Here is a 14,755-nt window from a genome sequence, read left to right on the forward strand (position 1 = left end):
TGCATGTGTTAAGCACGCCGCCAGCGTTCATCCTGAGCCAGGATCAAACTCTCCGTAAAAGAAAAATACCCAACAATCCGGAATAGGACTGCCGAGCGAGTTTGAACTGACGATCGGATGTCATTACTGACATATATCCGTTTAATCTCAAAAGAATCTCAACGGCCAGCAAGCTGACCGCGAGGTAAATTTGGCATTTGACAAGTGCACGCTGTTGAGTTCTCAAGGATCGGATGCTCCCACGCTCAGGCCTCTCGACCTCACCCGCAGGGCAACTTCTCTATCTTATCCGATTCGTTCCGTCTGTCAAATCGGCGAGCCGGGATCGTGAGATCCGCGACTGCAGTCGATGACCGCGGTCCACGAAGTGGAATCCTCCACCGCGCAGCGCACGAGGCGACTGCGTGAAGTGGGGGGTGRTTCTCCGCTTGAGGGGGGTGAGTCTCTCGGCCCTTCCGCTTCCCTGTGGGGCGAACAGGTAATAACTTACGTCGCATCCGGGGAGGGGGCAAATCGCGCCTGCATCCCGGGCGTGTCTCGCGGAATCACGGCACCGGAGAGGCCAACGCCCACCACACGAGGAACGCCCCGGCGAGTGCGAGCACCCAGCTCACGAGGCTGCCGATCAAGAAGTACTCCGCGCTGTTGCCGGCGGCGCTGTCGCGCGAGATCTCGGGGAAGCGCACGATGCCCTTCGCCGCGAGGATCGCTGCAACCAGGGGATACATCCCGGCAAGTGTCAGCGAKAGCACGAGCAGCCGCTCGAGCGGGCCGATCAGCCGGCCGCCCTTCAGCGCGGTCCCCGGAGACAACGGCACTTCGGCGGCATCGAGGGCGGGGTGCGGTTCGGCGGGGCCACTGGCAGTGACCGGCTGCTCAGGCTCGCTCGCAGCGGGGATGGCGGCATCCGTCGACTCGTGCGTGACCGGCATCGCGTCGGACGTCGCCTTGGACACCACCACACTGCCCTGGGCGAGCGCGGTGCGCACCACCACGTTGGCCGACTCGAGCAGGAAGACGACGGTGCCGGCGACCAGCACGGCTTGATCGAACGACAGGGGTCCGGCGGGGGTCTGCAGATTCCACACCTCGCCGATCAGCCCCGCCTCGGGACGAGCCGGGAACGCGGCGACGAGGATGCCGGCCACCGCGCCGACGAGGACGACGGGCCAGAAGCCGGCTCGGGATCGCGCTCCGATCGGGGTCAGCCAGACCCACCCTGCGGCGACGACGATCGTGAGGAGCGCAGCCGGGAGTGCTGCCGAAAGCGCACCCACTGCGACAAGGACCACGGCCCCGGMCAGCAGTGCCACCCACCGACGTGCCGACGGCAGGAACTCGCGGACGAGGTCGCCCACGCCGATGGCGAAGAGGACGAAGCCGGCCGCGATCATGATGCCCCGCTCTCACGGAGGAGTGCGAAGCCTTCGATGACAGCCGACGCTCCGGCATTCGCGAGGGACTGCGAGACGGCGGGCTGCGTGACCCCTTCGGCCTTCGCAAGGTCGCGCTGTGTGACCCCGAGACAGCGCCCGATGGTGAAACGCCGGGTGCGCCCGTTCATCGCGCCGACGATCTGATCGCGCGCGAGGAGGTAGGCGTTCGCATGCCGGACCGCTGTGTGCACTCCAGCATCTTCGTCCGGGGATGCGACAACCCAGGTGCGCGCGCTCGGCGCGGCGCGCTGCTGCTTGGCGTGAACGGTCTCGATCGCCTCGCGGGCGGCCCACCATCCCGGGCCGTCCTGAAGCTCGCCGCCCGCCGAGGCGAACGTGCCCACCGGCCCTACTCCCAGGCCGAACCGGCATTCGATGCCGTCCGGGAGTGCGAGCTGGACGAGCAGCAGTGCGGCGAGTGCATCGTCCAGCGTCTCGTACACGCCCTGCTGCTCGTCACCCACTGTGGGACGCAGGGGCTCGTGCGGAACGATCAGCTGCTCGTCGATTCGCGCGATCGTCTCATCCAGCAGGCGCTGGGCCTCGGCACGGTCGGAAAGCCGGCGCGAGCCGACGATGTCCGCGATGACGGCGATGGGCATGAGATAAGCGTAACACTTATCACGTCAATGAATAAGTCAAAGGCTTATCTTCTGGATCGATAAGCGGGTTCTCTCAGAGACCGAGAGCGTGAGCCGCTGCCTGGGTGCGGGTGATGAGCTCGCCACGCTGCTCCTCAACACGCACAGGAGCCGTTCCTCCCGCGCCGGTGCGCGAGCGGACCGATCCCTCGATCGTCAGCACATCGCGCACTTCGGGCGTCAGCTGCGCCGAGACCGACGCGAGCATCTCGTCCGTCGCCTCATCCAGGCCGATGCCCTCGMGCTCGCACACCTGCACCAGCGCGCCGGAGATCTCGTGCGCGTCGCGGAAGGGCACTCCCCTGCGCACGAGCCAATCGGCGACATCCGTCGCCAGCGAGAACCCCTGGGGCGCGAGCTCGGCCATGCGGCCGGTGTCGAAGCGCAGCGTTGCCACCATGCCCGCGAAGGCGGGAAGCACGAGCTCCAGCGTGGTCACCGAGTCGAAGACCGGCTCCTTGTCTTCCTGAAGATCGCGGTTGTACGCGATCGGCAGACCCTTGAGCGTCGTGAGCAGCCCCGCGAGGTTGCCGACGAGCCGACCGGCCTTGCCGCGGGCGAGCTCGGCGATATCCGGATTCTTCTTCTGCGGCATGATGCTCGAGCCCGTCGAGTACCCGTCGTCGAGGGTCACGAATCCGAACTCGCGCGTATTCCACAGGATGACGTCCTCCGCGAACCGGGACAGATCGATCCCGATCTGGGCGGCGATGTACGCGAACTCCGCGACGACGTCACGCGCCGACGTGCCGTCCAGCGAGTTCTCGGACGGGCGGGAGAGGCCGAGCTCCCGCGCCACCAGCTCGGGATCGAGCCCGAGGCTCGAGCCGGCCAATGCTCCGCCGCCGTACGGGGACACCGCCGCGCGGGCCGACCAGTCGCGAATGCGCTCGAGGTCGCGGACGAGCGGCCAGGCGTGGGCCTGCAGGTGATGAGCGAGGAGAATCGGCTGCGCGTGCTGCAGGTGCGTGCGGCCGGGCATGATCGCCTCGGGATGCGCCTCGGCCTGGGCGACGATCGCATCGACGAGCCGCAGGATGTCGCGTGCGATGGTGCGTGAATGATCGAGCAGGTACATCCGCACGAGCGTGGCGATCTGATCGTTGCGGCTTCGTCCGGCGCGCAGCTTGCCGCCGAGCTCGGGCCCGACGGCACGCAGAAGCGCCGCCTCGAGGGCGCCGTGGACATCCTCATCGCCCTCGCTCGGACGCAGCGTGGCGTCCTGGATGCCGCGGGTCAGAGTGTCGAGGCCCTCGTGCATCGCCCGCTCTTCGTCGGCGGTCAGGTAGCCGGCCGCGGCGAGCGCCTTCGCGTGCGCGTGGGAGCCGGCGATGTCGTAGAGCGCGAGGCTCCAGTCGAAGTGGGTCGAGCGACTCAGGGCTGCGAGCTCGGGAGACGGCCCTGAGGCGAATCGCGCGCCCCACAGTGCGCCCTCGTTGGTGCCTTCGGGCTTCGCATCGCTCATCGTTCCAGCCTATCCGCGCGCCCGTCGCCGCCGAACTCTCCCGCAGGCACCATGAAGCGCGTGATCACGTCCGTGAGCCACTCGAGGGGACCGCGTCCCACGAGGAGTGCCCACACGGTGCAGGCGGCGATCGTCCCGAGGGCGAACGCAGGGAAGGGATTCAGGTCCCGGAAGGCGAACAGCGTGTCCGGCGCGCCGAGCACCGCCGTTGCCACCGCGCCCCACACGAGGATCTGGCCGGCGTAGGCGGTCAGCGGCATCGAGCCGACGGCCCGAAGGGGTAGCACGATCCAGACGGCGAAGGTGCGGCAGAGAAGAAGGCAGATGCCGAGCGTCGCGAGGGCGAAGCCCCCTGAGCCGACCACTTCGAGGATGCCGCCGGAGTGGGCTCCGCCGGTCCACACGGCATCCCACACGGTCGAGGGCTCGGCATCCGGCTTGGTTCCCGTGAGGGTGTCGAGCGCCGCCGCGGCGAGGGCGAGTGCCGCACCGCCCACCGCGAGGCCGATCTGGACGCCCGTGCGCCGCAGCCCCGCGCGTGCGACGGCCAGACCTGCCACGACGAAGGTGATCCAGGACACGAACGGGTAGCGCCAGCCGACGAGAAGGCTGAGGAGCGTGCCCCCGTCGCCGTCCCACAGGGGAAGAGTGTCGATGAGGGCCGCGAGGAACGGCGTCACGAGAGCCAGGCCGCCGGCGATGAGGAGCAATGTGCGAGCGCCGAAGCCGGTGAGGGGTATAGCCAGGAGGAACAGGATCGCGTACGCCGGCAGGATCACGACGACCGGAACTCCCGTCGCGATGAGCAGCACGCCCAGCATCCAGAGGATGAAGGCGCGCGTGACGAGCCGCAGGCGCGCCGTCGACATCCTCTCGCCCGTCCATGGAGTGCGGCCACCCGTCACGATCCCGATCGACACGCCGGCGAGGGTGGCGAAGAGGATCGATGAACGTCCCTGGACGATGCCCGGCCAGGTCTCAGGATCGGTCCACACGAGCGGGTCGATCGTGATGAGATGCGCCGCCAGCATGCCGATCACGGCGAGGCCGCGCGCAAGGTCGACGCCGGGAAGGCGGGCGGGTCCGTTGAGTCTGTCCCAGCGGGACCGGAGCCACTCCGTCGCGCCGGGACCTTCCCGCCTCTCCGCGAGCGGCTGCTCCGCGTTCACGGCGCGCCGTTCGTCAGGACTGCTGCAGCAGCCAGACCAGGAGCGCCTTCTGCGCGTGGAGCCTGTTCTCGGCCTCGTCCCAGACGACGCTCTGCGGGCCGTCGATGACCTCGGCATCCACTTCGTAGCCGCGGTCCGCCGGGAGGCAGTGGATGAAGATCGCCTCGGGCTTGGCGAGCGCCATCAGGTCTCGCGTCACCTTGTAGGCGCCGAGGTCGCGGAGGCGTGCGAGCTTCTCCTCCTCCTTGCCCATCGAGACCCACGTGTCGGTGACGATGACGTCGGCACCCGCAGCCGCCTCGTTCGCGTCGGTGTACAGCGTCACCGAGCCGCCCGTCTCGCTTGCCCTGCGGTCGGCATCGGCCACGACGTCGTCGCGCGGAGCGTAGTCCTCCGGCGATGCGACGCGCACATGCATCCCGGCCGTCACGCCCGCCAGGATGTACGAGTGCGCCATGTTGGATCGGCCGTCGCCGAAGAAGGCGAGGGTGAGGCCCTCGAGGTGGCCGAGGTGCTCCCGGATCGTCAGCAGATCCGCGAGGAGCTGACACGGATGGAAGTCGTCGCTCAGCGCATTGACGACCGGCACCCGCGTTCCCGCCGCCATCTCTTCGAGCCCTGCCTGCGCGTAGGTGCGCCACACGATGGCGGCCACCTGTCGCTCGAGCACCCGCGCCGTGTCGGCCGGCGTCTCTTTGCCGCCCAGCTGGCTGTTCGCCGTCGAGATGATGAGCGGCACGCCGCCGAGGTCGGCGATGCCCACCGCGAACGACACCCGGGTGCGCGTCGAGGACTTGTCGAAGATGACCGCCACGGTCTGCGGGCCCTCGAGGGTCTTCAGCTTCCAGCGGTCCTTCTTGAGGTCGAGCGCGAGCTCGAGGATCTCGGACTGCTCGGCGCGAGTCAGGTCATCGTCGCGGAGCAGATGACGGGTCACGCGCCCACCTCCGCGCTCTCGGATGAGGCATCGTCGAGCACGAGCGCATGCGCGACCGTCTCGAGGGACGCGGAGAAGAGCTGCACGAACTCGTCGATCTCGACGTCTCCGATCGTGAGTGCCGGGACGAGCCGGATCGTCTCGTCGTTGGGCGCGTTGATGATCAGCCCGTGCTCCTGCGCTGCCGCCACGACCGCCTTGGCGACGGGATGCGTCAGCCCGACGCCGATCAGCAGCCCCTTGCCGCGGCATCCGCTCACCAAGGGCGAGCCGATGGCCTCGATCGCCGCGCGAAGCTGATCGCCGCGCTCGGCGGCATTGGCGACCAGGTCGGCGCGCTCGATCTCGGCGAGGACCGCTCCCGCGACCGCGGTGCCGAGGGCGTTGCCCCCGAAGGTCGAGCCGTGCGTGCCCGGGTAGAAGAGCTCGCTGGCGCCGCCGTATGTGATCAGTGCGCCGATCGGGAATCCGCCCCCGATGCCCTTGGCGACCGTGATCGCGTCAGGCGTGATGCCCTCGTGCTGGAAGGCGAACCACTCCCCCGTGCGCCCGGCGCCGGTCTGGATCTCGTCGATGATCAGGAGGGCGCCGTGCCGCTCGGTGACCTCGCGCGCGGCGCGCAGGAAGCCCTCGGGAAGCGGGAGCACACCGGCCTCACCCTTGACGGGCTCGACGAACAGCGCGGCGACCCGGTCGTCGATGGCCGCCTCGAGCGCCTCGACCGTCGAGTCGATGAACTCGACGCCGCTGACCATTGGAAGGAACGGCTCCTGCATCCAGGGCTTGCCGGTCAGGGCGAGGGTTCCCATGGTGCGACCGTGGAACGCATCGCGAAGCGACAGGATGCGCGGCCGGTCGGCGCCGCCGTGCAGGCGAGCGAGCTTGAATGCCGCCTCATTGGCCTCAGCGCCCGAGTTGCCGAAGTACACGCGCCCGGACGGGCCGGTGCCGGCCAGTCGCTTGAGCGTGGATGCGAGCGCGAGCTGCGGCTCGGTGGCGAAGTAGTTGGACACGTGCGCGAGCGTCGCCGCCTGCGACGAGATCGCCTCGACGAACGCCGGGTGGGCATGGCCGAGCGAGTTCACCGCGATCCCCGCGAGGAAATCGAGATAGCGGCGGCCCTTGTCATCCCACAGATAGGCCCCTTCGCCGCGCGTGAACAGCGCCATCCRCTCGCCGAAGCTGCGCACGAGGTCACGCCCCGCGTCATCCCTCCATTGCGTCGTCATCCGACCACCACCTCCGTTCCTATCCCTTTGCTTGTGAATACTTCGACCAGCACCGAATGCGGCACGCGTCCGTCGATGATCGCCGCCGTCTCGACTCCGCCCTCGACGGCGTCGAGGCAGGCCTGCATCTTGGGGATCATGCCCGACTCGAGCGAGGGGAGCATGGCCCGCAGCTCGGTCGAGGTCAAGTGCGAGACCAGCGAGTCGCGGTTCGGCCAGTCGGCGTAGAGACCCGGGACATCGGTCAGCACCACGAGCTTCGCGGCCTTCAGTGCAACCGCGAGCGCGCCGGCCGCGGCATCCGCGTTGACATTCAGCGAATGGCCCGGATGATCCAGGTCGGGGGCGATGCTCGAGACGACCGGAATGCGGCCGGCCGCGATCTGGTCGAGGACCGGCTGCGGGTCGACCGTCACGACGTCGCCGACGCGACCGAGATCGTGCTCGACGCCGTTCACGGTGACCCCGCGACGACGACCGCCGAAGAGGCCCGCGTCCTCGCCCGAGAGTCCGCTCGCGAGCGGGCCGTGCGCGTTGATCTTGCCGACCAGCTGGGGATTGATCTGCCCGGTCAGCACCATCCGCACCACTGAGATCGCCTCGGTAGAGGTCACGCGATAGCCGCCCTTGAACTCGCTCGGGATGTCGAGGCGATCGAGCATCGAAGAGATCTGCGGCCCCCCGCCGTGCACCACGACAGGCTTGACCCCCACGTAGCGCAGGTAGGCGATGTCGGCGGCGAAGGCGTCCTGGAGCTCCTCGCTCACCATCGCGTTGCCGCCGTACTTGATGACGATGATCTGGTCGCGGAACCGCCGCAGCCAGGGCAGGGACTCGATGAGGGTGGCGGCCTTCTCGCTCGCCTCGTCGGGGTCGGTGTCTTGCAGATCGATCTCGGTCATGACGCGTACGCGCTGTTCTCGTGGACGTAATCGTGCGTGAGGTCGTTCGTGAGGATCGTCGCCTCGGCCTCGCCGACCTTCAGGTCGATGACGAGCGATACCGCACGCCCGGTGAGGTCGACCTCCTCGCGTGGCCGGTCGGGACCGCCGTCGCTGCACACCCGCACGCCGTTCATCACGACGTCGACGCGGTACGGGTCGAACTCGGCCTCGGTGGTGCCGATGGCGGCGAGCACCCGACCCCAGTTGGGGTCGTTGCCGAAGATCGCGGCTTTGAAGAGGTTGTTGCGCGCGACCGAGCGCCCGACTTCGACCGCATCTTCTTCGGATGCCGCGTGCACGACCCGGATGGAGATGTCGTGGCTCGCGCCTTCGGCGTCGCCCTGCAGCTGTCGCGCCAGGTCCGAGCAGATCTCGGCGAGGGCAGCGGCGAAGGCGTCGGGCTCGGGCGTCACCCCGGACGCACCGCTCACGAGCAGCGACACCTGGTCATTCGTCGACATGCAGCCGTCCGAGTCCAGCCGGTCGAAGCTCACCCAGGTGGCGGAGCGCAGGTGCGCGTCGGCCTGCTCGGACGTGAGGACGGCATCGGTCGTGAGCACGACGAGCATCGTCGCGAGGCCGGGGGCCAGCATCCCGGCTCCCTTGGCGATGCCCCCGATCGTCCACCCATCCCGGCTCACGACAGCGGTCTTCGGGACGGAGTCCGTCGTCATGATGGCCTCAGCGGCCGCTTGTCCGCCGTCCGCGGAGAGGCTCGCGATGCCCGAGGCTGTGCCGTCGAGGACCTTCGCGCGGAAGACTTCGTCGCCGGTGCCGATGAGCCCCGTCGAGCAGACGAGGATGTCGCCTGCGCCCACATCGAGCAGCTCGGCCGCCTTCTCGGCGGTCTGATGAGTGGTCTGGAAGCCGAACGAGCCGGTGAAGCAGTTGGCCCCGCCGGAGTTGAGGACGATCGCCTCGACCACGCCGTCCTGGATGACCTGCTGCGACCAGAGGATCGGGTTCGCCTTCGCGCGGTTGCTCGTGAACACCGCCGCGCCGACCTTGAGCGGGCCGCGATTGACGACGACGGCGACATCGGGCTTGCCGGTCGACTTGAGGCCGACGGCGACGCCGGCCGCCTCGAATCCCTCGGGGGCGGTGACGGTCACGGGGCGACTCCGTTCACGGTGAGGCCCCGACCCTCGGGGAGGCCGAGGGCGAGGTTCATGGATTGGACGGCGGCGCCGGCCGTCCCCTTGACGAGGTTGTCGACGGCGGCGACGACCGTCACGCGGTTCGCCTCGCGGTCGATCGCCAGGCCGAGCAGCGCCGTGTTGGCGCCGACGACATCGGCCGTGCGGGGGAACTGCCCAGCCGGAAGCAGCTGGACGAACGTCTCGTCGCCGTACGCGGCCTCCCACGCACCGCGGATCTCGTCGTCGCTGACGCCGGGCGCGATCGGGGCCGACGAGGTGGCGAGGATTCCCCGGGCCATGGGGACGAGGACGGGAGTGAAGGAGATCCGGATGCTGGGTGCCCCGGCATCCGCCCCATGTTCGGAGGAATTCACCGAATTCGGATCCGATGCGGGATTCGATCCGAATCCGGTCGAAGAGTCCGCGTTCGGGCGAAGTGCGGCGGCGATGGCCTGCCGGATCTCGGGGATGTGCCGGTGGGTGCCGCCGACCGCGTAGGGGTTGGCGGAGCCGAGGATCTCGCTCGCGAGGAGATTCGTCTTCAGGCTCTTGCCGGCGCCCGACGGGCCGACGGCGAGGACCGTCACGATGTCGGACGGATCGATCACGCCTGCGGCGACTCCCGGCACGAGGCTCAGGCTGACGGTCGACGCGTTGCAGCCAGGGGCCGCGATGCGCCTGGCGCCGATCAGGTTCTGACGCTGTTTGCCGCCGGGCACGAGGAGCTCGGGGACGCCATACGCCCACGGATCGTGGAACGCGCCGCCGTAGAAGCGATCCCAGTCACCCTGCGACGTGAGCCGATGATCGGCGCCCGCGTCGATGACGAGTGCGGCATCGGCGAGCGCGTCCGTGTACTGGCCGGACTGGCCGTGCGGGAGCGCCAGGAAGACGATGTCGTGCCCGGCGAGCACGTCGGGGGTCGTCGGCGAGAGCTCGAGATGAGCGAGCGACCGCAGGTGCGGCTGGTGCTCGATCAGCGGCTGCCCGGCGTTCGCATGCGCGGTGACCGTGCGGATGTCGATGTCGGGGTGGGCCGCGAGGATCCGGAGGATCTCGCCGCCCGCATAGCCGGATGCGCCGGAGACGGCGACCGAATATGTCATGGATTCCACCTTAGAGAGTCTGAACAGGGGCCGAGGACGGCGACGCCTGCGGGATCCATGACGGACCCGCGCGCAGGGTCGCCTACAGTCGGCGGCCGCGGTCCAGGCGGAGGTGGCGTCGGCGCGCGGGAACGGCGCTCACGAGGAGCGTCGCGAAACCCGAAGTCGCCGAAGGCATGGGCCGACGATAGCCGTGGGGCCGCGGCATCCGCAAATCGGACGTCACATCGCGTGGTCGCCCGGATGCCGCGCGAGTCAGTGGCGGGCGACGTTGTCGTCGAGGAATGCGAGGGTGCGAGCCCACGCCTCCATCGCATGGGCCGGGCTGTAGCGGCGACCGGTGTCGTTGAAGAAGGCGTGCTCGGCACCCGGATAGATCACGGCCTCGAAGTCGACGCCGGCATCGGCCATGGCCTGACGGACACCCGGGAGCGCGTCGACGAGCCCGGTGTCGAGCTCGCCGTACAGGGCGAGCACGGGCGCGGTGATCTGCGCGATCGTCGCGGGCTCGGGAGCGGTGCCGTAGAAGGGCACGGCCGCACGGATGCGGTCATCGGACGCCGCGAGCGCGAACGCATAGGAGCCGCCGAAGCAGAATCCGGTGACCCCGATCCGGCCCTCGACTCCCGGCTGCTCGGCGAGCCAGTCGACGACCGTGCGCAGTGCGCCGAGCGCCCATTGCGCATACCCCGGCGCGCGCATGCCGGCAAGAGCTTCGCGAAGTCGGGGCTGCGCGGCGGTGCGCACCGCCTCGTCCGGGCTGTTGAGCAGCGCGAAGAGCTCGGCGCCGAGATGCTCCTCTACGCCCGCGACGCTCAGGATGTCGGGCGCGGCGACAAGCCACCCCTCGTCAGCGAAGCGCTCTGCGACATCGCGGATGTGGTCCACGAGTCCCCAGACCTCATGGATGAGGATGAGCCCGCCGACCGGCTCGCCGGCCGGGCGGGCGACATACACCTCGAACCGCGTCCCATCGGGGGCCGTGAGGTCGATCGATTCAGCCAACGCAGCTCCTGGGGTCGGGAGTCTCAGGCTACCCGCGCATCACTCCCGAAGGGTCGCTCCGAAGCGGGTCTTCACCAGCGCGACACCTGCGAGCTTTGCCTCGGTCGCCTCGGCGGCCGTGAGCGTGCGGTCGGAAGCGCGGAATCGCAGAGCGAAGGTGAGGCTCTTCGACCCGTCCGGCAGTCCCTGGCCGCGATAGTCGTCGACGAGCCGCGCGGACTCGAGGAGCGCGCCGGCCCCCTCGACCAGTGCGGCCCGCACGGCTGCAGCCGGCACGCCGGCATCGAGCACGAGCGATACGTCCTGCGTGGCGGCGGGGAAGCTCGAGAGCGACTCGGCGACGACCTTCTCGCCCGCGAGGGAGAGGACCAGATCGAGATCCAGCTCGGCGACATACACACGACCGGGGAGATCGGATGCCTGAGCCACCGCGGGCAGCAGCTCTCCGACGTAGCCGACCTCGACGCGGTCCACCGACAGCACGCCGGTGCGGCCGGGGTGGAGCGCCGCACGCTCGGACTGGGTCACATCGATCGTCACCCCTGCCGCGGCCGCGATGACCCGGACGGCGTCGACGGCGTCGGCGAGTGCCGCCGCGACGGGAGCCTGACCGGGCTGCTTGGGGACGACGCTTCCGGCGACCAGCACCGCGACGTGGCGGTGCTGCGGCGGGATCGAGGCATCGAGCTCGGCCAGGGTGGCCGCATCCGGTCGCACGGCCAGCGGCGGCACGAAGGATGTTCCGTACTGCACGCCCGCCTCGGGCAGGAAGACGACGCCGGTCTCGAAGAGCGAGAGGTCGGTGAAGCCCCGGGAGACATTGCGGTGCGCGACCTGCAGGAGGCCGGGCACGAGCGAGCGCCGCAGGAACGGGGCCTGGCCGTCGAGGGGATTCGCCAGCTTGATCGAGGGGATGCTGTCACCCGACGCGGAGCCGTGCAGCTCGTTGAGCTCTTCGGTGGTGAAGCCGAACGAGGGGGTCTCGACGTAGCCGGCTGCGGCGAGTGCGTTCGCCACACGCCGACGGCCCTGCTGAGCGACAGTCAGACCGCGGCCCGAGGGCGGAGTGGGCAGGATCGACGGGATGCGGTCATACCCTTCGATGCGGGCGACCTCCTCGGCGAGCGTCCATTTGTCGGTGAGGTCGGGGCGCCAGGAGGGCGGATGCACCGACCAGTGGTCGTCGGCGTCGTACAGCTCGCACCCGATCATCTCGAGCGCGCCGACGATCTCGTCGACCGTGTAGTCGACGCCGATGATCCCCTCCACGAAGCCGCGGGGCAGGTCGATGCCGGCGATCTCGACGGTCGCGAAGAGCGCCCCGCCGATCTCGGTGTCGAGCGTTCCGCCGGCGAACTCCACCATCAGGTCGGCCACGCGCCGTGCCGCGACGAAGGGGATCAGGGGGTCCACACCGCGCTCGAAGCGCCGTGAAGCCTCGGACGGCAGCTTGTGACGGCGGGCCGTCCGCGCGATCGACACGGTGTCGAAGACGGCCGCCTCGATGAGCACGTTGCGGGTGGCGTCGCTCATCTCGGTCGCGCCTCCGCCCATCACGCCGGCGAGGCCGATCGGGCCGGACTCGTCGGTGATGAGGAGGTCCTCGGGATCGAGAGCGCGGACCTTGCCGTCGAGCGTCTCGAGCTTCTCCCCCGGGTGCGCCCGGCGCACCGTGATGCCGCCCTGCAGCCGGTCGAGGTCGTAGCCGTGGATCGGCTGCCCGAGCTCGACCATCACGTAGTTGGTGATGTCGATGAGGATGCCGAGCGATCGGACTCCCGCAAGCGTGAGTCGCGCGACCATCCACGCCGGGGTCGGCTTCGTGGGGTCGACGTCGCGGACGATGCGCACAGCGAACTCCGACGCTCCGATGCGGCCGCGGATCGGGTTCGCGTCCTCGACGGCGACGGCGAAGCCGGCAACGGGATGCTGCAGCTCCCCCCACTCCCGATCGCCGGGGTCGCGGAACGCGGCGCCGGTCGAGTGCGAGTACTCGCGGGCGACGCCTCGCACCGAGAGCGCGTACCCGCGGTCGGGTGTGACGTTGATGTCGATCGCGACGTCGTCGAGGCCCAGCAGAGCGATCGCGTCCGTGCCGACCGGTGCGTCGATGCCGAGTTCGACGAGCCGGAGGATGCCGGAGTGCTCGTCGCCGAGGCCGAGCTCCTTCGCCGACGCGATCATGCCGTCGGACACATGGCCGTAGGTCTTGCGCGCGGCGATGGGGAACGGCCCGGGAAGGACGGCGCCGGGCAGCGTCACGACGACCTTGTCGCCGGCGAAGAAGTTGCCGGCGCCGCAGACGACGCCATGGACCGCGGGACCGCCGTCGGCGGCCGTCTCACCGTCGGGTGCGACACGCACCTGGCACCAGCGGATCGTCTTCCCGTTGGACTGCGGCTCCTCGACGAACTCGAGCACCTCACCCACGACGATCGGGCCTTGGAGGTCGAAGCGGTGCACGTCCTCTTCTTCGAAGCCGACGCGCACGAGCGCTTCGAGGACGTCCTCGGGTGCGGCATCCACCGGCACGTCGACATACTCGCGAAGCCAAGAGAGCGGGACGCGCATCAGACCACCATTCCGAACTGCTCGCTGAAGCGGATGTCGCCCTCGGCCATGTCGCGCATGTCCTGAACGTCCGAGCGGAACATGAGCGTCCGCTCGATGCCCATGCCGAACGCGAAGCCCGAGTACTCCTCGGGGTCGATCCCGGCCGCCCTGAGGACATTCGGGTTCAYCATGCCGCAGCCGCCCCATTCGATCCAGCGCGCGCCGCCCTTGAAGGTCGGGTGCCAGAGGTCGAGCTCGGCCGAGGGCTCCGTGAAGGGGAAGTAGTTGGCGCGGAACCGCGTCTTGGCCTCGGGGCCGAAGAGCACCTTGGCGGCGTGGTCGAGCGTGCCCTTGAGGTGCGCCATCGTGATGCCCTTGTCGATGACCAGACCCTCGAACTGGGTGAAGACGGGAAGGTGGGTCGCATCGAACTCGTCGGTGCGGTACACACGCCCGGGGCAGAGGACGTAGATCGGAAGCTCGCGCTCGAGCATCGAGCGCACCTGGACGGGACTGGTGTGGGTGCGCATGACGAGGTGGCGTGCCACCGGGTCGACGAAGAAGGTGTCCTGCATCTGGCGCGCGGGGTGATCCTCGTCGAAGTTCAGCGCGTCGAAGTTGAACCACTCGTGCTCGAGCTCGGGACCTTCGGCGATCTCCCATCCCATCCCGACGAAGATGTCGGCGACCTGCTCCTGCAGGAGCGAGATGGGATGCCGCGCGCCGACGCGCGCGCGCTGCGGAAGCGCCGTGATGTCGACGCGTTCGGCCTCGAGTCGCGCGGCCGTCTCGGCGGCGGCGAGATCGGCCTCACGGGCGGTCAGCGCCTGGTTGACCCGGCCTCGAGCCTGGCCGATGAGCTTGCCGAACTCGGCCTTCTTCTCGGGGGCCACCTCGCGGAGGCGCGCATTGAGCTTGGCGAGCGGCGACCCTTCGGCGGTGTGCGCGCTGCGCGCCGCCTTCAGGTCGGCCGTGGTGGCGGCATCCGCGATGGCAGCGAGAGCCGCCGCGACCGCATCATCCACCGCCCCAGGGGTGATCTCGAGAACGTCAGACACGAGGGTCGAGTCTACCGGCGAGCGACCGCCGCGCCGTCAGCCGGTGACCGCTCCCCCGCCGACGCCGCCGACG

12 protein-coding genes and 1 rRNA gene are annotated in these 14,755 nt (G+C 69.3%); all 13 read right to left on the reverse strand.

The window, feature by feature from the left end; translation table 11 throughout:
- Nucleotides 1-59: ribosomal RNA gene (locus tag AC1DP3_RS08090) — 16S ribosomal RNA — on the reverse strand; the annotation flags it as partial.
- Nucleotides 60-545: 486 nt separating this feature from the next.
- Nucleotides 546-1,394: a hypothetical protein gene (locus AC1DP3_RS08095; protein WP_477292647.1), complete on the reverse strand. Its 849-nt coding sequence runs from the start codon at nt 1,392-1,394 to the stop codon at nt 546-548.
- On the reverse strand, nt 1,391-2,038 hold the full coding sequence (locus AC1DP3_RS08100) for a SatD family protein (RefSeq protein ID WP_477292648.1): 648 nt from the start codon (nt 2,036-2,038) through the stop codon (nt 1,391-1,393). The genes AC1DP3_RS08095 and AC1DP3_RS08100 overlap by 4 nt, the downstream gene beginning before the upstream one ends.
- A 73-nt stretch (nt 2,039-2,111) precedes the next feature.
- Nucleotides 2,112-3,542 carry an argininosuccinate lyase gene (gene argH / locus AC1DP3_RS08105; protein ID WP_477292649.1) on the reverse strand — a complete coding sequence of 477 codons (1,431 nt, stop codon included), beginning with the start codon at nt 3,540-3,542 and terminating at the stop codon, nt 2,112-2,114.
- Nucleotides 3,539-4,711, reverse strand: coding sequence for a heparan-alpha-glucosaminide N-acetyltransferase domain-containing protein (locus AC1DP3_RS08110; protein ID WP_477292650.1), 1,173 nt, complete (start codon nt 4,709-4,711; stop codon nt 3,539-3,541). Before AC1DP3_RS08110 ends, argH begins: the two co-directional genes overlap by 4 nt.
- 13 nt (nt 4,712-4,724) lie before the next feature.
- Entirely contained in the window at nt 4,725-5,648 is a 924-nt protein-coding gene (argF, locus tag AC1DP3_RS08115; protein WP_477292651.1) for an ornithine carbamoyltransferase, read from the reverse strand.
- Nucleotides 5,645-6,877, reverse strand: a complete 1,233-nt coding sequence (locus tag AC1DP3_RS08120; protein ID WP_477292652.1) for an acetylornithine transaminase — start codon at nt 6,875-6,877, stop codon at nt 5,645-5,647. The genes argF and AC1DP3_RS08120 overlap by 4 nt, the downstream gene beginning before the upstream one ends.
- Nucleotides 6,874-7,779 (reverse strand): acetylglutamate kinase, encoded by a 906-nt coding sequence (gene argB / locus AC1DP3_RS08125; protein ID WP_477292653.1) that lies wholly within the window; start codon nt 7,777-7,779, stop codon nt 6,874-6,876. The genes AC1DP3_RS08120 and argB overlap by 4 nt, the downstream gene beginning before the upstream one ends.
- Complete coding sequence (gene argJ / locus AC1DP3_RS08130) at nt 7,776-8,933, reverse strand: bifunctional glutamate N-acetyltransferase/amino-acid acetyltransferase ArgJ (RefSeq protein WP_477292654.1); 1,158 nt, start codon at nt 8,931-8,933, stop codon at nt 7,776-7,778. The genes argB and argJ overlap by 4 nt, the downstream gene beginning before the upstream one ends.
- Complete coding sequence (locus AC1DP3_RS08135) at nt 8,930-10,066, reverse strand: N-acetyl-gamma-glutamyl-phosphate reductase (RefSeq protein ID WP_477292655.1); 1,137 nt, start codon at nt 10,064-10,066, stop codon at nt 8,930-8,932. Before AC1DP3_RS08135 ends, argJ begins: the two co-directional genes overlap by 4 nt.
- A gap of 255 nt (nt 10,067-10,321) precedes the next feature.
- Nucleotides 10,322-11,071: a dienelactone hydrolase family protein gene (locus AC1DP3_RS08140; RefSeq protein WP_477292656.1), complete on the reverse strand. Its 750-nt coding sequence runs from the start codon at nt 11,069-11,071 to the stop codon at nt 10,322-10,324.
- Nucleotides 11,072-11,110: 39 nt separating this feature from the next.
- Entirely contained in the window at nt 11,111-13,642 is a 2,532-nt protein-coding gene (pheT, locus tag AC1DP3_RS08145; RefSeq protein ID WP_477292657.1) for a phenylalanine--tRNA ligase subunit beta, read from the reverse strand.
- Nucleotides 13,642-14,682 carry a phenylalanine--tRNA ligase subunit alpha gene (pheS, locus tag AC1DP3_RS08150; protein ID WP_477292658.1) on the reverse strand — a complete coding sequence of 347 codons (1,041 nt, stop codon included), beginning with the start codon at nt 14,680-14,682 and terminating at the stop codon, nt 13,642-13,644. The genes pheT and pheS overlap by 1 nt, the downstream gene beginning before the upstream one ends.
- Nucleotides 14,683-14,755: the final 73 nt, after the last annotated feature.

Source organism: Microbacterium sp. P5_B6 (genome assembly GCF_056400345.1).